Source organism: Azonexus hydrophilus (assembly GCF_001956855.1).
GTDB classification, from domain to species: Bacteria; Pseudomonadota; Gammaproteobacteria; order Burkholderiales; family Rhodocyclaceae; genus Azonexus; species Azonexus hydrophilus_A.
In genome coordinates this window covers 642,418-659,055 of sequence record NZ_MTHD01000002.1, presented here as the reverse complement: position 1 = coordinate 659,055, position 16,638 = coordinate 642,418, and the positions used below count along the sequence as shown (strand labels likewise).

At 63.0% G+C, this 16,638-nt stretch carries 15 protein-coding genes and 1 pseudogene; 12 read left to right on the top strand and 4 right to left on the bottom strand.

Annotation, left to right across the window (positions count from 1 at the left end):
- Positions 1-70 precede the first annotated feature (70 nt).
- Entirely contained in the window at positions 71-850 is a 780-nt protein-coding gene (locus BJN45_RS07755; RefSeq protein WP_076093668.1) for an outer membrane protein, read from the bottom strand.
- Between the two features lie 239 nt (positions 851-1,089).
- On the opposite strand from BJN45_RS07755, the gene BJN45_RS07750 reads away from it, so the two are divergent.
- Positions 1,090-4,221, top strand: a complete 3,132-nt coding sequence (locus BJN45_RS07750; protein WP_076093666.1) for an error-prone DNA polymerase — start codon at positions 1,090-1,092, stop codon at positions 4,219-4,221.
- A 97-nt stretch (positions 4,222-4,318) separates the two neighbouring features.
- Here BJN45_RS07750 and BJN45_RS07745 read toward each other — a convergent pair.
- Positions 4,319-4,591: pseudogene (locus tag BJN45_RS07745) on the bottom strand (MaoC/PaaZ C-terminal domain-containing protein); the annotation flags it as partial.
- Between the two features lie 124 nt (positions 4,592-4,715).
- On the opposite strand from BJN45_RS07745, the gene BJN45_RS07740 reads away from it, so the two are divergent.
- Genes BJN45_RS07740 through BJN45_RS07730 form a run of 3 tightly spaced genes read left to right on the top strand, consistent with a single transcriptional unit; the run spans position 4,716 to position 7,803 of the window.
- Complete coding sequence (locus BJN45_RS07740) at positions 4,716-5,906, top strand: cation:proton antiporter (RefSeq protein ID WP_076093664.1); 1,191 nt, start codon at positions 4,716-4,718, stop codon at positions 5,904-5,906.
- Positions 5,907-5,908: 2 nt separating this feature from the next.
- On the top strand, positions 5,909-7,030 hold the full coding sequence (locus BJN45_RS07735) for a YbdK family carboxylate-amine ligase (protein ID WP_076093662.1): 1,122 nt from the start codon (positions 5,909-5,911) through the stop codon (positions 7,028-7,030).
- Positions 7,027-7,803, top strand: coding sequence for a gamma-glutamyl-gamma-aminobutyrate hydrolase family protein (locus BJN45_RS07730; protein WP_240494519.1), 777 nt, complete (start codon positions 7,027-7,029; stop codon positions 7,801-7,803). Before BJN45_RS07735 ends, BJN45_RS07730 begins: the two co-directional genes overlap by 4 nt.
- On the opposite strand, the gene BJN45_RS07725 is transcribed toward BJN45_RS07730, so the two are convergent.
- Positions 7,800-8,474 (bottom strand): DsbA family oxidoreductase, encoded by a 675-nt coding sequence (locus BJN45_RS07725; RefSeq protein ID WP_076093660.1) that lies wholly within the window; start codon positions 8,472-8,474, stop codon positions 7,800-7,802. The genes BJN45_RS07730 and BJN45_RS07725 overlap by 4 nt on opposite strands.
- A gap of 298 nt (positions 8,475-8,772) precedes the next feature.
- Between BJN45_RS07725 and BJN45_RS07720 the strand changes: the two genes are divergently transcribed.
- Positions 8,773-8,934 carry a DUF3149 domain-containing protein gene (locus BJN45_RS07720; protein ID WP_076094226.1) on the top strand — a complete coding sequence of 54 codons (162 nt, stop codon included), beginning with the start codon at positions 8,773-8,775 and terminating at the stop codon, positions 8,932-8,934.
- A gap of 49 nt (positions 8,935-8,983) precedes the next feature.
- Here BJN45_RS07720 and BJN45_RS07715 read toward each other — a convergent pair whose 3' ends face one another.
- Positions 8,984-9,631 carry a pyridoxamine 5'-phosphate oxidase family protein gene (locus BJN45_RS07715; RefSeq protein WP_076093658.1) on the bottom strand — a complete coding sequence of 216 codons (648 nt, stop codon included), beginning with the start codon at positions 9,629-9,631 and terminating at the stop codon, positions 8,984-8,986.
- Between the two features lie 83 nt (positions 9,632-9,714).
- Between BJN45_RS07715 and BJN45_RS07710 the strand changes: the two genes are divergently transcribed.
- From BJN45_RS07710 to BJN45_RS07680, 7 genes are read left to right on the top strand one after another with little or no spacing between them, the layout of a single operon-like run.
- Entirely contained in the window at positions 9,715-11,166 is a 1,452-nt protein-coding gene (locus tag BJN45_RS07710; protein WP_076093656.1) for a PLP-dependent aminotransferase family protein, read from the top strand.
- 45 nt (positions 11,167-11,211) lie between these two features.
- Complete coding sequence (locus BJN45_RS07705; RefSeq protein ID WP_139326316.1) at positions 11,212-11,943, top strand: hypothetical protein; 732 nt, start codon at positions 11,212-11,214, stop codon at positions 11,941-11,943.
- Positions 11,944-11,967: 24 nt separating this feature from the next.
- Positions 11,968-12,852 (top strand): class A beta-lactamase, encoded by an 885-nt coding sequence (gene bla, locus BJN45_RS07700; protein WP_076093654.1) that lies wholly within the window; start codon positions 11,968-11,970, stop codon positions 12,850-12,852.
- A gap of 56 nt (positions 12,853-12,908) precedes the next feature.
- On the top strand, positions 12,909-13,658 hold the full coding sequence (cysE, locus tag BJN45_RS07695; RefSeq protein WP_076093652.1) for a serine O-acetyltransferase: 750 nt from the start codon (positions 12,909-12,911) through the stop codon (positions 13,656-13,658).
- Positions 13,659-13,716: 58 nt separating this feature from the next.
- Positions 13,717-14,214 (top strand): Rrf2 family transcriptional regulator, encoded by a 498-nt coding sequence (locus BJN45_RS07690; RefSeq protein ID WP_076093650.1) that lies wholly within the window; start codon positions 13,717-13,719, stop codon positions 14,212-14,214.
- An 8-nt stretch (positions 14,215-14,222) separates the two neighbouring features.
- The gene (locus BJN45_RS07685) at positions 14,223-15,380 is read left to right on the top strand and encodes a cysteine desulfurase family protein (RefSeq protein ID WP_076093648.1); all 1,158 of its coding nucleotides are present in this window, start codon (positions 14,223-14,225) and stop codon (positions 15,378-15,380) included.
- 29 nt (positions 15,381-15,409) lie between these two features.
- Positions 15,410-16,621 carry an IscS subfamily cysteine desulfurase gene (locus BJN45_RS07680; protein WP_076094220.1) on the top strand — a complete coding sequence of 404 codons (1,212 nt, stop codon included), beginning with the start codon at positions 15,410-15,412 and terminating at the stop codon, positions 16,619-16,621.
- Positions 16,622-16,638 lie beyond the last annotated feature (17 nt).

The following is a 16,638-nucleotide window of genomic DNA, read 5'->3' as shown; positions in this document are numbered from 1 at the left end:
AGGCGGTGGCGGTTGTGCTTTAGCGGGAATCGGCCATCAGGAGATATATCTAACAAATTCCAGCGACCAGCTAAAAGCGGTAAGTCATCCCCAGCCGGAAAGTATGGTTGGTCAGATCTACTCGGTTGTTCGTGGTGTAGGCTGCAAAACCTGGATTGCCACTCGCATTGTTTTTCTTGATGGATCCGAGATTGGCATATAGATACTCTGTCTTGAGACTCCATTGCTTAGATAATGCGTACTCAATCCCCCCGCCGACTACCCAGCCGACTAACCATCGACTATCTGACAATCCCTCAGAGTAGTAAGCGACGTTAAGTTGAGTAAATTTCTGGAAAACCTTTGCACGTGTGTATGTAAGACCTCCAGTGACATAAAGCAGCAAATCTCCCGAGCCTGATTCCGGTACATAAGCAATACGGGGGCGAAGACTGATGGATAGGTCGGTCTCTACTTGTTGTTCCAGTCGGTACTGGCTGCCGGATGTGGGTACGGTAGCGGTAACAGAGGAGCTATCGCGCTGGCCAAGCTGGCTAAGATCCAGCTCAATGCCTACGAGAGTGCGACCATACCTTTGCTGATATCCAGCATGAACGCCGCCCGTTAGGTCGGAGGACTTGAGTTTTCGACTGCTTCTCCAAAAGTTGCCATCAGCAATGTCGGCGGCAGTTGGGCCAAGAAAACTTCCTGATGGGTCGAATTTCATCTTGGCGGTGCTGGCCGAAGCGCCGAGATTTAGGCCTGCATAGTAACCATCCCAATAATCAAGCTCTGCTGCAATGCCTGTTTTGCCAATTAGCAATGTGGATACGACTACGGCGAACCCAACGAATCGAGTTAATGACGTCATTTGCTCTTGCTCCAATTATTCAGACACTTAGCTAGGTTTTGCGCCGAAGAAGGACAATTTCCCCAGTGTAAGATCAAACGGCTGCATCTTCAACATGCAGCGTACCTGGGGAACGGCCAGAGGAGGGGGCTGCCTTTAATGGCTGTAACCGCTGTTTTGCTGCCGGTGACTCATTTGCACGCTCCGCTGTTCCCAGAGTCTAGGGTAAGATAGCTGTATATAAACACAGTTGCCTTGCCCTGAACACGCCCCTCACCAAACCTCCCGCGCTCCCCGATTACGCCGAGCTGCACTGTCTCTCCAACTTCAGTTTCCTGCGCGGTGCCTCGCATCCGGAGGAACTGGCGGCGCAGGCGGCGGGGTTGGGGTATGCGGCGTTGGCGTTGACCGACGAGTGTTCGCTGGCTGGCGTGGTGCGCGTGCATCAGGCGTTTCGGGCGCTGGAAAAATCGCCGCGCTTGCTGATCGGTAGCGAGATGCGCACGGTCGACGGGCTGAAGCTGGTGTTTCTGGCGCAGAACCGGGAGGGTTACGGGAATCTGTCGGCCTTGATCACGCTGGCGCGGCGGCGGGCGGAGAAGGGTGCTTACAGCTTGCAGCGCCACGATTTCAATGCGGTTTCACCGAGTGGTGCGGTGCCGGATTGCCTGGTGCTGTGGGTGCCGGGTGCGGTGCCGTCGGTTGAGGATGGGCGCTGGCTGGCCGGGTGTTTTCCCGGGCGTTTGTGGATCGCCGTCGAGCTGCATGCCGGGCCGGATGATGCGGCGCGGCTGGCGGAATTGCGGGCGCTCGGCGCGGCTTGTGGGTTGCCGCTGGTGGCGGCGGGCGATGTGCACATGCACGTGCGGGCACGGCGGCCGGTGCAGGATGTGCTGACCGCGCTGCGCCTGAAGACCTCGGTGTTCGAGGCAGGCCACGCGCTGTTCCCGAACGGCGAGCGCCACCTGCGCTCGCGCCTGCGGCTGGCGCGGCTCTATTCGCCCGAGCTGCTGGCCGAAACGCTGCGCATCGCGGCCTTGTGCACGTTTTCGCTCGACGAGTTGCGCTACGAATATCCGGAGGAAATCGTCCCCGCCGGCCACACGCCGACCTCGTGGCTGCGCCACGAGACCGAGGCTGGGCTGTGCCGACGCTACCCGGCGGGCGTGCCGGACGCGGTGCGCGAACGTATAGAGCACGAACTGGCGCTGATCGCCGAGCTGAACTACGAACCCTATTTCCTGACCGTCTACGACATCGTCTGTTTCGCCCGCGGCGCCGGCATCCTCTGCCAAGGGCGCGGCTCGGCGGCGAATTCGACGGTGTGTTTCGCGCTCGGCGTCACCGAGGTCGACCCGGCGCGCTCGGCGATGCTGTTCGAGCGCTTCGTCTCCAAGGAGCGCGGCGAGCCGCCGGATATCGACGTCGATTTCGAGCACGAGCGGCGCGACGAGGTCATCGCCTACATCTACGAAAAGTACGGTCGCGAGCGCACGGCGCTGGCCGCCGCCGTCATCACCTACCGGACCAAGGGCGCGCTGCGCGACGCCGGCCGCGCGCTCGGTTTCGACATCGCCCGCATCGACGCGCTGACCGCCTCGCTCGCCTGGTGGGACAAGCGCGAGCAGATGCCGGAACGCTTTGCCGAGCAGGGGCTGGACCCGGCGTCGCCGCGCGTCGCCAAGTGGCTGTGGCTGGCCGAGCAACTGCGCGGCTTTCCCCGCCACCTGACCCAGCACGTCGGCGGCTTCGTCATGTCGCGCGGGCCGCTGGCGCGGCTGGTGCCGGTCGAGAACACGGCGATGGCCGAGCGCACGGTGATCCAGTGGGACAAGGACGACCTCGACGCGGTCGGCCTGATGAAGGTCGATGTGCTGGCGCTCGGCATGCTGTCGGCGCTGCGCCGGATGCTGGCAATTATTGGCGAATCTTGCGGTCGACCGCAGAATTTGAGTGAAATCCCCGAAGGCGACGCGGCGACCTACGACATGCTCTGCCGCGCCGACAGCATGGGTGTCTTCCAGGTCGAGTCGCGGGCGCAGATGAGCATGCTGCCGCGCCTGAGGCCGCGCAACTACTACGACCTGGTGATCGAGGTGTCGCTGGTGCGCCCCGGGCCGATTCAGGGCGACATGGTTCATCCCTACCTGAAGCGGCGCCAGGGCAAGGAGCGCATCGAGCGCATCACGCCGGCGATCGACGCGGTGCTGGCGCGCACCTGCGGCGTGCCGATCTTTCAGGAACAGGTGATGCAACTGGCCATCGTTGCCGCCGGCTTCACGCCCGGCGAGGCCGACGAACTGCGGCGGGCGATGGCTGCCTGGCGCCGTAAAGGCAATCTTGCCCGTTATCAGGACAAGCTGCGCGCCGGCATGGCCGGGAACGGCGTGCCGGCCGCCTTCGTCGAGCGCATCGTCGCGCAGATCCAGGGCTTCGGCGAGTACGGCTTCCCCGAATCGCACGCCGCCAGCTTTGCGCTGCTGGTCTATGCCTCGGCCTGGGTCAAGTGCCATTACCCGGCGGCTTTTTTATGCGGGCTGTTGAACAGTCAGCCGATGGGCTTCTACTCGCCGTCAATGCTGATTCAGGATGCGCGCCGCCACGCTGTCACCGTGCTGCCTGCCGATGTCACGTCCAGCGACTGGGACAGCCGGATCGAGGAGAGGGGTGACAAGCGCGGCGCGGTGCGCCTCGGTCTGCGCGAGATCAAGGGCCTGCGCCGTGAAATTGCCTTGAATATTGCGGTCGACCGTAAAAAACGACCTTTTTCCGATATCGCCGACCTCGCCGCGCGCTGCGCCCTGGGCAAGCGCGAGCTCGACCTGCTCGCCGCTGCCGACGCCTTGCGCAGTCTCGCCGGCCATCGCCGGCAGGCGGCCTGGCAGGTTGCCGACAGCGGCCGGCGGGCAGTCCAGGGCGATCTCTTCGCCGGCCTGCCGGCACCGGAAGCGGCGGCCGAGCTGGTGGAGCCGACGCTGGCTGACAACCTCGTTGCCGATTACCGCCAACTCGGCCACAGCCTGCGCCCGCACCCGCTGACCTTGTTGCGCGCACAGTTGGCGGCGCGCCGCTTTCTCACTGCCCGCGAACTGCAACAATGCGGCGACCGGGCGCTGGTCCGCGTCGCCGGCATCGTCACCGGCCGCCAGCGGCCGGGCACCGCGACTGGCATCGTCTTCGTCACGCTGGAGGACGAAACCGGTTGGACCAACGTCGTCGTCAGGCCGGCGCTGGTCGAGAAACAGCGGCGCGAACTGCTCGCCGCACCGCTGCTCGGCGTCTATGGGCAACTGCAATGCGCCGATGGCGTTGTCCATCTGGTTGCCCAGCGGCTGGTCGATCTGTCCGCTTGGCTGGGGCGGCTGGAAACCTCAAGCCGGGATTTTCACTAGGCGCCGGGGCGGCGCAGCAGCAGGTGATTGACGATGACGGCCGCACTTCCAGCACCTCGACGGCACAGTGCAGGGTATCGCCCGGACGCACCGGCGCCAGCCAGCGCAGTTCGTCGATGCCGGGTGAGCCCATGCTCGATTCGGCCAGCATGCCGCTCTGGATGAACAACCGGAAGCACAGCGCCAGTGACTGGAAACCGCTGGCGATCAGGCCTCCGTAGGGCGAGCGTTCGGCAGCGCCGGTGTCGAGATGAAAGGGCTGCGGGTCATAGCGCCAGGCGAAGTCGATGATCTCCGCTTCGGTCAGGGTGATCCCGCCGGTGCAAAAGCGTTGGCCGGGCGTGAAATCGTCCAGGAATCGGGCGTCCATGTCTCGTCTCGATGAAGGAACCATTGTCGATGATAGCCAATCACAAGGTTGGAGCGACAGGAGAAAATTGCGCTAAGCTGAAAAAACGCGCAGGACAAATCCAAACCGGACGGGAGTTGTCGTGATGCTTGAAGCTGTTGGAAATCACCTTGCTGCCATGGCCTGGCCACTGGCCATCGCGCTTGCCTGGCTGAGCGGAGAAGCTGTCAGTCGCTGGCTGTCACTGCCACGCGTCTGTGGCTATGCGCTGGCCGGTTTTGCGCTGGCATCCGGCCAGATCGGCCTGTTGCCGAACCCGGCCGGGACGTCGATGGCGCTGCTGGCCGATTTTGCCATTGCACTGGTGCTCTTCGAACTCGGTCAGCGCATCAACCTGAACTGGCTACGGCACAACCGCTGGCTGGCCGTGACCAGCCTGGTCGAGGCTTTCGGCACCTTCATCGCAGTCCTGCTGGTGGCCCGGGCCTTCGGGCTGGCACACCTGCCGGCGCTGTTGCTGGCGGCGCTGGCGATGTCCTCGTCGCCGGTGGCGGCCCTGCGTGTTGCCAACGAGCTTCGCTGCTCAGGTCAGGTCACCGAGCGCATGCTGCACCTGTCGGCCTTCAATTGCGTGTTTGCCGTGCTTGTGTTCAAGGCCGTTGCCGGCTACTGGGTGCTGACCAGTGCCGGCGGCCTGTTCCCGGCCTTGTGGAACAGTCTGGTCGTGGTCGGCGTATCGGCCGGCATCGGCGCGATGTTCGGCGTTGCCGTGCCGACCCTGCTGCGCTGCCAGCATCGCGGCGGCGGCGATGCAACGGTGATTTTCGCCATCGCCACGCTGCTGCTGGTAACGCTGACGCACTCGTTGCAGTTCTCGCCGATGCTGGCGGCGCTGGTCTTCGGCCTGGTCGTCCGCTACCGGCGTATCGTGTTTTCCGGTGCCGATCGCGGCTTCGGCGCGCTCGGCAGCCTGATGACCATCCTGCTTTTCGTCTTCGCGGCGGCGACGCTGTCGTGGCCGCAGGTCGCCCAGGGGGCAGGGCTGGCGCTGGTGGTATTGCTGGTTCGGGCATTGACCAAGATTGGTGCCACCGTCGCCTTTGCCCGACTGTCCGGCATCAGTTGGCGCAAAGGCGCGCTGACCGGGCTGGCGCTGATGCCGATGTCGGTGTTCACCATCCTGCTGATCGAGCAGACCCGCCATCTCGGTATCGATGTCTTCAGCCAGGTCGCCGGCCTTGGCCTCATGGTGTTGTTGCTCGAACTGCTCGGCCCGGTGGCGACGCAGCGAGCGCTGATCCTGGCCGGCGAGGCCGGGCGCGAGGAAGGAGGCTGAGCATGCCGCTGGGAACTTTCAAGGCGGGCAAGCCGCTGACGATGGGGGTCGAGCTTGAGTTGCAACTGGTCGACCTCACCGATTTCGACCTCACGGCGGCTGCCGCCGACATGCTGTTCCTGCTGGGCAAGAAACCTTTTCCGGGCGATGTGAAGCCGGAGATCACCGAGAGCATGATCGAGATTGCGACCGACGTGCATACCAACTACAACGAAATGCTCGCCCAGCTGGGACAGATGCGTGATGCCCTGGTTGATGCCGGCAACCGCCTCAATGTCGGTGTCTGCGGCGGCGGGGCCCATCCGTTCCAGCGCTGGTCGGAACAGCGCATTTTCGACCAACCGCGCTTCCGGGAACTGTCCGCGCTATATGGTTACCTGGCCAAGCAATTCACGGTTTTCGGCCAGCATGTCCATATAGGCTGTGCCAGTGCCGACGAAGGGCTTTACCTGCTGCATGCGCTCAATCGCTATCTGCCGCATTTCATCGCGCTGTCGGCGTCGTCGCCCTTTTTGCAGGGGGTCGATACGCAGTTCGATTCAGCGCGCCTGAATTCGATCTTCGCTTTTCCGTTGTCCGGCCGGGCGCCATTTTTGCTGCGCTGGGATGATTTTGCCGATGGCTATTTCGCCAAGATGGAAAAAACCGGCGTCGTCAAAAGCATGAAGGATTTCTACTGGGATATCCGGCCAAAACCGGAGTACGGCACCATCGAATTGCGGGTCTGCGATACACCGCTGACGGTCGAGCGGGCGGCGGCGCTGGCAGCCTATCTTCAGGCGCTGTGCATGATGTTGCTGGAGGACCGGGAAGAGCCGCACGAGGACGATTACCTGGTTTACAACTACAACCGTTTCCAGGCCTGCCGTTTCGGGCTCGACGGGACGCTGGTGCATCCGCGCAGCAGCGACAGCCTGCCATTGCGCGAAGATGTGCTGGCCACGCTGCAGCGGATCGAGCCTTGTGCGGCACGGCTCGGTAGCGAACGGGCGCTGGTTGAACTGCGCCAGGTAGCAACGACCGGAAATCATGCCGGTGAATTGCGATGCTGGCATGCGGCGACCGGTGGCCACCAGGGCATGATCGATGCCGCTGTCCGCAGTTTTCGTGCAGGAGGTCAATGATGTTTCGCCGACGCCCCCTCCGGATCGGGCTATCCGCCCGCATCCATCACCCGCAGGCCGATAGCCGGGGAATTCATACCAAGACCTTGCAGGTCCTCGAGCAGTCGATTGCCCAGTGGGTCCAGTCGCGCGACGTAATGCTGCTGATGGTGCCGTCGGTACTGCAGGATGGCGTTCTGATGCGCAGCAGCATCCGTCTGCGCGATTACGCCGAATATCTGGATGGTCTGGTCCTGCAGGGCGGCGCCGATGTCAGTCCGCGCGCCTATGGCGAAACGCCGCTACGCCCGGAATGGGCCGGCGATCCGGTGCGCGACGCCTATGAACTCGAACTGCTGCACGAGTTCATGGAAGTCGGCAAGCCAGTGCTCGGCATTTGCCGTGGCATGCAATTGATCAATGTCGCGCTTGGCGGGTCGCTCTACCAGGATCTGCCGACCCAGCGCCCCGGCGAGGTCGCGCATGAGCACAGTGACTATGACCGCCACCTGCACGCCATCCAGTTTACCGAGGGCGGCGATTTTTCCCGCTGGTTTGGCGGACTGGCGGGCGGGAACGTGGTCTCGATTCATCACCAGGGACTGGACCGCCTGGGCCATGACGTGATCGTCGAAGCGACGGCGGGTGATGGCGTTGTCGAAGCGCTGAAATGGAAAGGGCGCAGTTTTGTCTGCGGGGTGCAGTGGCATCCGGAATTTCACCATCACGGCAACCAGGTGCTGCTTGACTGCGCACCGCTACTCGACGCCTTTCTTGCCGCAGCACGGCATTAGGCTGCCGGTGATGCTTGCAGTGCCTGTTCGATGGCTGCGACGAGGATCGCCGGGTCCTCAGCGCCGGGCACCATGATCCGCCGGTCGACGATGAAGGTCGGTACGGCACGCACGCCCCAGGTCCGTGATTCGCGTTCCATGGTGCGCACCAGTTCGCTATCGCTGTCACTGGCCAGGTAATTGGCGATGTCGCCGCGCGGGTAACCGCATTCTTCAGCGATATTGGCGAGGACTGCCGGATCGCCGAGATGTTCGCCCAACTGGAACTGGCCGACGAACAGGCGCTCGACCAGCGGCCGCGCATCGCCTTGCTGCTGTGCCCGGTGGATCAGACGGTGAGCGTGCAGGGTATTGGCACGCAGGCGGATGTCTTCGAAACGGTAGTCGATGCCGTAAGGCGTGCCGGCGTCACGCACGCGCTGGAACAAGGCTTCGACGGCAGCTTCGCTGCCGAATTTGTTGATCAGGAAGGGCAGGTAGGGTTCTCCTTCCAGCGGCGTATCCGGATTGAGGAAAAAGGGGCGCCAGCGCTGGCTGATTTCCAGATCGGGGTGTTTTTGTCCGAGCATTGCCATGGCGATGTCGAGCCGGCGCAGGCCGATGAAGCACCAGGGGCAGACAAGGTCGGAAACGATTTCCAGCGTTAATTGGCGCGGCGGGTTGTTCGGCATGGTCGGCAGCCTGGAGTGGATGGATGCGGCAAGCGTAGCGCAATTTGCGCCGGGCGCGACTGTCATTTATGGCGGTAGTGTCTGTCATAAATGACAGCAGCGACGGGTTTTGTCGCTGAATCATTCACCTGCCCAGCACCGGGCCGGCTGCCGCCTTGCTTCTGCTGCAGCGCTTTCATGCCTTTTCTTCCGGATATGGCAGCACCGCTACGCCAGCCATCGGCTCGGGCATGCTTATTGCCGTTGCATATCCGTACTCGTCCCAGTAATGCTCATCGAATCACAATGGAGAACGGTCATGGCGTGGAATTTACTCTTTACATCCGACATCGGTTTGCTCAGCCTGTTCACAATCCTGTTCATGATTGTCATGGCCATCTATATCGCCCGTTATGCGGCCAAACAGGTCAACAAGGAAGAGGTCAAGCCGGTGACGGGGCCGAAGCAGGGCGTTCATTGACGCTGCTGCCGGCAGTTGCTTCACCGCATGGTGTCGGTGAAGCAACTGCTCAGGTCGTCAGCAGGTAATCCGGCAAGCTGGGTTGCGGGAAATCGGTGCAGGCTGCTTCGGCTTCCATTTCTCCGGCAGTGCAGCGCAGCGGGACAACCCCGGCCCACACCGGAATATCGAGATCGCAGGCGTCATCCTCGACGCCCCAGTTGCGGATTTTCGCCGCAGCTTCATCCAGTCTCAGACGCAGCACGGCCGTGCCGGCCAGTTCAGCGTCATTCGGCGGACGTACCAGCGCCGAGCGTCCCGGGCTGACATGTTCGACAAAGGCGGCGAGCGCGGTTTTCTTCTCTTCCGGCGCGTCGACCGCAACAAAGCGCCCGTAAATCACGACCGAGCGAAAATTCATCGAATGGTGAAAGGCCGAGCGCGCCAGTACCAGTCCGTCGACGTGGGCGATACAGACCGAGCAGTCGCTGTCGAGCAATGTCCGGGTCAGGCGCGAGTTGTTGGCGCCGTGAATGTACAACGCGTTGCCGACCCGCCAGCAGGCAGTCGGCAGGCAATGTACGCTGTCGCCCTGGTTGAAGGCAATCTGACAGATCAGCGCGGTATCGACGATGGCGGCAACAGTCGCGGTGTCGTAGTGGCCGCGTTGCGGCTTGCGCCGGATCCGGGTGCGCGGGCTGGGGGCTTCGTGTTCCATGTGTTCTCCTTGAAAGTCCGGCCAGCATAAGGCGGTTGTGGCACCATTCATGGAGCCACAATCAATGCCACGGATGGAGCCAGATGGCCCTCGAACTTGTCCTTGCCGAACTCCGCTCGCCGCCGGCGCCGGGTGAAGCGCGTCAGCAGCGCCTGTACCGCGTGCTCAAGCAGGCGATGCTCGAAGGTCGCCTGCACGCCGGCCTGCGTCTGCCGGCCAGCCGTCAGCTCGCGATCGATTGCGGCATGTCCCGCAACGGCGTGCTTTATGCCTACCAGCAACTGCTCGCCGAAGGCTTTCTCGCCGCTGATCGTGGCGGTACGCGGGTCGCTGCCTTGCCGCAACGGAGCGAGCAGCCGGCCGGGGTGGCGCGGGCCGGCATCCTGTCGCGCCGCGCCGGAACGTTGATCGCCACGCAGCGCGGCGAAACTGCCCTGCCGTTCGCACCGGGCGTGCCCGATCTCAACGCCTTTCCGTGGCCGGTCTGGGCGCGCATGCTGCAGGATGCCTGGCGCGAGGTCGGCGCGCGTCATCTGGCGTATGCGGCGGCCGGTGGTGAACCGGCATTGCGCATTGCGGTTGCAGCTTTCCTGGCGGCCCGGCGGGGCGTCGCCTGTACGCCGGAACAGGTGTTCATCGTCCCCGGTGGCAACGTCGCACTTGATGCCTGCGCACGTCTGCTGGCCGATCCCGGTGATGTCGTCTGGCTCGAAGACCCGGGCTATCCGGCAGCACGTAACGCAATGCTGGCAGCCGGCCTGCGCGCCGTGCCGGTCGCCGTCGACGACGAAGGCATGGTTGCGGACGACGCCTTGTGGCGGACGCAGTCGCCGCGCCTGATCTTCCTGACGCCATCACACCAGTATCCCGGCGGCAGTGTACTCAGTCTGGAGCGGCGGCTGGCTTTGCTCAACCGGCTCGAAGCCGGCGGCAACTGGCTGATCGAGGACGATTACGACAGCGAATTCAATCACGCCCGGCCCGGCGCGCGGCCTTTGCCGGCGATCCAGGGGCTGCGCCCGGAGGCGCCGGTGATTTACCTCGGTACTTTCAGCAAGCTGCTTTATCCCGGGCTGCGCATCGCCTATCTGGTCGTGCCGCGCTGGGCCGTCAGCAGTTTCGGCCAGGCCTTGTCCGAGCTGTACCGGGGCGGTCAGGCAGTCGAGCAGCGCGCGCTGGCACGGATGCTCGACAGCGGCCGGATTACCCGCCACCTGCGGACGATGGCGCCGATCTATCGCGAGCGGCAGCAGATCCTGCGTAGCGCGTTGCAGGAATCTTTTGGCGAGGTCCGGATTGCCGGCGGCCAGGCCGGCCTGCACCTGACGCTGCATCTGCCCGACGCGCCGCCGGATACGGATATTGTTGCCGCCGCAGCCAGGCTGGGCGTCAGTGCGCGGGCGCTCAGCCGCTACTTTGCCGGGCGTGGCGGCGACAACGGCCTGGTCCTCGGCTACGGCATGGCCGATGCGGTGATGATTCCCGAACTGGTCCGCCGGCTGGCGCTGGCAACGGAGCAGGCTGCCATGGCATGAGCTTTGCAGTGATCGTGGCTGAATCATCGAACAAAAGGAGCCGCCGTGTTCATACAGCCTGCCAGCCTCTGGTCTGCCGCCGTTTCAGCCATTTCATCGCGGACTGCCGCCCCGCGCACCGAGAGTGCAGCGGCGGCAAGCATTGCAGCGTCGGCAAATCTTGCCGATCGGTCAAGCATTTCCCAGTCCGCCCGCGACTTGCTGGCAGCCGAGACGACGGCGGCGGCAAGCCCGGTATCGTCTAGCGTGGTTTTCGATACCAACCAGGGCGCGGTGACGCTGGATATCGACGCGTATTTCCAGCCGCCGGCCGGCGGTTTCACCGAATTGCCACCGTTGATGATGCCGTCGGCGAGCAACATCAAGGCGCTGACCGATCATGTTTCCGCCCGCATGCCGGATTTTCTGGCACGTAACGGCATTCCCGAGGCGCCCGCCAGCGTCAGCTATGACCGTTACGGTGAACTCCAGTTGCCGGCGGATTATCCGTATGCTCAGGAGTTCAAGGCGGCGCTGGCCGACGATCCGGCGCTGGCCAGAAGCATGCAGACGGCGGCAGCCTTGTCGTCGGTCCATGTCGAAATGCAGAAGAGTATTCCCTTCCACGAGGAATACAGCGCGGCTTCGTCCGCTGCCGACGCCGCCAAGGTCGTCGCCAAGTACGCCTGGCTGTTTGCCGACAATCGTCCATCGGCTAGCATCACCCTCAATTTTTCTGCTGACGGCAAGTTGACCGTGAGTGCCGACGGCGAGGCGATTTCCTGGCCGGCTGCCTGACGGTGATGGCAGAATGCTCGGGTGATGAACCGAAGACGATTCTTTCTTTCCCTGGCTGCGCTTTCCTTTGCCGGTACTTCGTGCGCTTCAGCCGGTGATACGGCGTTGCGGGGCGCGCATTTGCGTTCCCGCTGGCGCGAACTGGAGCAGCAGGGTGGCGGGCGGCTTGGTGTGCATCTCCTGGATACGGCAACCGGGGCTGAATACGGTTACCGCCAGGACGAACGTTTCATGCTGCTCAGTTCCTTCAAGCAGCTGGCCAGCGCGCTGGTATTGCAGCGGGTAGACACTGGGCGGGAGGCGCTGGATCGACGCATCGTCTATGACCGTTCGGTGTTGCTGCCCTGGTCGCCGGTGACCGAGCAGCATGCCGACGGGCAGGGGATGACGCTGGCCGCGCTGTGCGAAGCGGCGATCACCACCAGCGACAACGCAGCGGCAAACCTGATCCTGGCGAGTTATGGCGGGCCGGCAGCGCTGACTGCCTGGCTGCGCCAGTTGGGCGACGGGGTGACGCGCCTCGATCGCAACGAGCCTGAACTCAACACGAAACATTCGCAGGGTGAACTGGATACGACATCGCCGCGGGCAATGACGCAGACGATGCAAAAACTGCTGCTCGGCGATGTGCTGTCGCCCGCGTCGCGAACGATCCTGCAACGCTGGTTGCTGGCCAATACCACCGGTGGCCGGCGTCTGAAGGCCGGCTTGCCGACCGACTGGCGTATTGGCGACAAGACCGGCACCAACAGAAGCGATGCTAACGATGTCGGTATTGTCTGGCCGGCAGGCGGCAAGCCCTTGCTGGTGTCAGCTTATCTCGCCGACAGCACGGCCGCACCGGCGGCACGCGAGGCCTGTCTGGCAGGGGTTGGACGGCTGCTTGTCGATATTGCCGGAAATAGCTGACAAATTCAGTCGAGTATTCTAGAATTCACCCCCTTTCAATAGGGAGATAGCACCCCATGTTCCGGCACTTGCGTGAGGATATCCGCGCGGTCTTCGACCGCGACCCGGCGGCTCGCTCGTTCTGGGAGGTGCTGACCTGTTACCCGGGTATTCACGCACTGATCCTGCATCGCCTGGCCCATTGGCTGTGGGGGCATCGCCTGCGCTGGCTGGCGCGATTTACCGCGCACCTGTCGCGCTTCCTGACCGGTATCGAGATTCATCCCGGTGCGACCATCGGCCGGCGGTTCTTCATCGATCACGGCATGGGTGTGGTGATCGGCGAAACGGCCGAGATCAAGGACGATGTCACGCTGTATCACGGCGTCACGCTGGGCGGCACCTCGTGGAACAAGGGCAAGCGCCATCCGACGCTGGAAAACGGGGTGGTGATTGGTGCCGGCGCCAAGGTGCTTGGCCCGATCATCATCGCTGCCGGTGCCAAGGTGGGGTCCAATGCGGTTGTCACCAAGCCCTTGCCGGCAGGCGCAACCGCCGTTGGCAATCCGGCCCGCATTCTCGATCCGCAGAGCCGCGAACGCGAGCAGCAGGCCGAGAAACTCGGCTTCTCAGCCTATGCCGTCGGTCGCGATCAGGATGATCCGCTGGCCCAAGCCATTCATGGCCTGCTCGACCACGCCGCCGAAACCGACCGGCGTCTGGCTTCGCTGCTAAAGGAACTGGAAGCGCAAGGCGTGAAGTGCGATAACGAAGTCCAGCCCACCGACGATTTCGACCCGAAATACCTGAGCAAAATAGTTGACTGATTTTGTCTGGTTTATGTATAGTTGACCGCAATACTGGGTTATTAATCGGGAGTCCGAAATGCGTTTGACCACCAAGGGACGTTTTGCCGTAACAGCGATGATGGATCTTGCCCTGCGCGGCGAGGACGGGCCGGTTGCACTGGCCGGCGTTGCCGAGCGGCAGAGTATTTCACTATCTTATCTTGAGCAGTTGTTCGGCAAGTTGCGCCGCTACAAACTGGTCGATTCCGTGCGCGGCCCTGGCGGCGGCTACCGGATTGCCCGGCCGCTGGAGCGGGTGACCGTGGCCGACATCATCCGCGCCGTCGATGAACATCTCGACGCGACGCAGTGTGGTGGCCAGGAAAACTGTCAGGACGAACATCGTTGCATGACGCACGACCTGTGGTCGACGCTGAATGCGAAAATGTTCGAATATCTTGCCTCCGTCACGCTGGCCGATCTGGTCGGGCGGGAGAAGGCCAAGGTGGCGGTTCGCGGCGAGGCGGTGATTGCCGGCCCGCTCGGCCCGCATCCACGTCGTGTGATCCGCGAGAAGGCTGCGGCGCTCGCCTGAGACCGACCATGTTCCAGCCTGTCTATCTCGACCACAACGCCACGACGCCGCTAGATCCGGCGGTGAGGGCGGCGATGCTGCCCTGGCTTGACGGCTTGTGCGGCAACGCGTCGAGCCGGCACGAGTACGGACGGCGGGCGCGTCAGGCGATCGACGAAGCGCGGCAGAAGCTTGCCGCAGCGCTCGGTGCGCATCCGACCGAGGTGGTGTTCACCAGCGGCGGCAGCGAAGCCAACAACCTGTTCGTCAAGGGTGCGGCGGCCGGCATGAAGCCGGGGCTGATTGCCGTCAGCGCCATCGAACACCCCTGCGTGCTCAAGCCGGCGGCGCAACTGGCGCGGCAGGGCTGGACGCTGCAGGAAATTGCGGTCGACGGCGCCGGCAGGGTAAAAACCGATGCTTACGCCGAGCTGCTGCTGAGCCGGCCGGCGCTGGTTTCGGTGATGCTGGCCAACAACGAAACCGGCGTCATCCAGGATGTCGCCGCGCTGGCTACTGCCGCGCGATCAACCGGCGCCTGGTTCCATAGCGACGTGGTGCAGGCTTTCGGCAAGCTGCCGGTGGATTTCCGGCTGCTCAATGCGGCCGGTGTGCATGCCGTGACGGTGTCGGCGCACAAGATCAACGGGCCGAAGGGCGCGGCGGCACTGGTGCTCGACAAGCGCGTCGAACTGCAGCCGCTGGTTGCCGGTGGCGGCCACGAGCGCGGTTTGCGCTCGGGCACGGAAAACGTGCCGGCCATCGTCGGATTCGGCGTGGCAGCGGAACTTGCGGCACAACGTGTTGCCGAACTCCCGCAACAGATGCAGATTTTGAAAAACCGCCTGGAAAGCGGGTTGACCGCAATCGGCGCCCGGATTTTTGCGGTCGACGCGGCGCGTTTGCCAAATACCAGTTACTTCGCATTTCCCAATATCGATGGCGAAACCCTGGTCGGCAAGCTGGATCGCGAAGGTTTTGCCGTTGCCAGCGGTGCCGCGTGTTCCAGCGCCAACCCGGAACCGTCGCATGTATTGCGGGCGATGGGTGTGGCCCCGGAAATCGCCCGTGGCGCGGTGCGGGTCAGTCTTGGCACCGGCAACAGCGAAACGGATATCGAACAATTCATCAATGCCTTGCAGGCTACGGTCGGACGCCTGCAGGGACTGACGGCAATCGCCGTCTGAACAACCCGACGGACCTAGCGAGAATGACGATGAAACTCCCCATCTACCTGGATTACTCGGCAACCACTCCGGTCGACCCGCGCGTCGCCGAAAAAATGATTCCGTACCTGTGCGAGCACTTCGGCAATCCGGCGTCGCGTTCGCACAGCTTCGGCTGGGTCGCCGATGCTGCCGTTGAAGAAGCGCGCGAGCAGGTCGCGGCGCTGGTCGGTGCCGACCCCAAGGAAATCGTCTGGACCTCTGGCGCCACCGAATCGAACAATCTCGCCATCAAGGGCGCGGCCAATTTCTACGCCGGCACCAAGGGCAAGCACATCATCACCGTCAAGACCGAGCACAAGGCCGTGCTTGACACCGTGCGCGAACTCGAACGCCAGGGTTTTGAAGCCACTTACCTTGATGTCAGGGAAGACGGCCTGCTTGATCTGGAAGTGTTCAAGGCGGCGATCCGCCCGGACACCGTGCTCGCTTCGGTGATGTACGTCAATAACGAAGTCGGCGTGATCCAGCCGATCGCCGAACTGGGCGAAATCTGCCGCGAGAAGGGTGTCGTTTTCCACGTCGATGCCGCGCAGGCGACCGGCAAGGTCGATATCGACCTGGGCAAGCTGAAGGTCGACCTGATGAGCTTCTCGGCGCACAAGACCTACGGTCCGAAGGGCATCGGCGCCTTGTACGTGCGCCGCAAGCCGCGTGTCCGTCTGGAAGCGCAGATGCATGGCGGTGGTCACGAGCGCGGTTTCCGCTCCGGCACACTGGCCACGCATCAGATCGTCGGCATGGGTGAAGCCTTCCGGATTGCGCGCGAGGAAATGCATGAAGAAAACAAAAAAATCAAAGCATTGCGCGATAAACTTCTGAAAGGACTTCAAGATATTGAAGCGACTTTCGTCAATGGTGACCTGACCCAGCGCATCCCGCACAACCTGAACATCAGCTTCGCTTATGTCGAAGGTGAATCGATGATCATGGCGATCAAGGATCTGGCTGTTTCCTCCGGCTCGGCCTGCACCTCGGCCAGCCTGGAACCCTCCTATGTGCTGCGCGCACTGGGCCGTGACGACGAACTGGCGCACAGTTCGATCCGTTTCAGCATCGGCCGGTTCACGACCGAGGAAGAAATCGACTATGCAGTCAAGTTGTTGCACGCGAAAGTTGGCAAGTTGCGTGACCTTTCGCCGCTGTGGGACATGTACAAGGAAGGTATCGACCTGAGTACTGTCCAATGGGCTGCCCACTAAGAGAATTCAAGGAGAAT

Excerpts from the sequence above, each read along its gene's own strand:
- BJN45_RS07725 (WP_076093660.1), bottom strand. The coding sequence starts at position 8,474 with ATGCCGAACAACCCGCCGCGCCAATTAACGCTGGAAATCGTTTCCGAC.
- cysE (WP_076093652.1), top strand. The coding sequence starts at position 12,909 with ATGTTCCGGCACTTGCGTGAGGATATCCGCGCGGTCTTCGACCGCGAC.
- BJN45_RS07735 (WP_076093662.1), top strand. The coding sequence starts at position 5,909 with ATGCCGCTGGGAACTTTCAAGGCGGGCAAGCCGCTGACGATGGGGGTC.
- BJN45_RS07715 (WP_076093658.1), bottom strand. The coding sequence starts at position 9,631 with ATGGAACACGAAGCCCCCAGCCCGCGCACCCGGATCCGGCGCAAGCCG.
- BJN45_RS07740 (WP_076093664.1), top strand. The coding sequence starts at position 4,716 with ATGCTTGAAGCTGTTGGAAATCACCTTGCTGCCATGGCCTGGCCACTG.
- BJN45_RS07680 (WP_076094220.1), top strand. The coding sequence starts at position 15,410 with ATGAAACTCCCCATCTACCTGGATTACTCGGCAACCACTCCGGTCGAC.
- BJN45_RS07755 (WP_076093668.1), bottom strand. The coding sequence starts at position 850 with ATGACGTCATTAACTCGATTCGTTGGGTTCGCCGTAGTCGTATCCACA.
- BJN45_RS07690 (WP_076093650.1), top strand. The coding sequence starts at position 13,717 with ATGCGTTTGACCACCAAGGGACGTTTTGCCGTAACAGCGATGATGGAT.
- bla (WP_076093654.1), top strand. The coding sequence starts at position 11,968 with ATGAACCGAAGACGATTCTTTCTTTCCCTGGCTGCGCTTTCCTTTGCC.
- BJN45_RS07730 (WP_240494519.1), top strand. The coding sequence starts at position 7,027 with ATGATGTTTCGCCGACGCCCCCTCCGGATCGGGCTATCCGCCCGCATC.
- BJN45_RS07710 (WP_076093656.1), top strand. The coding sequence starts at position 9,715 with ATGGCCCTCGAACTTGTCCTTGCCGAACTCCGCTCGCCGCCGGCGCCG.
- BJN45_RS07685 (WP_076093648.1), top strand. The coding sequence starts at position 14,223 with ATGTTCCAGCCTGTCTATCTCGACCACAACGCCACGACGCCGCTAGAT.
- BJN45_RS07720 (WP_076094226.1), top strand. The coding sequence starts at position 8,773 with ATGGCGTGGAATTTACTCTTTACATCCGACATCGGTTTGCTCAGCCTG.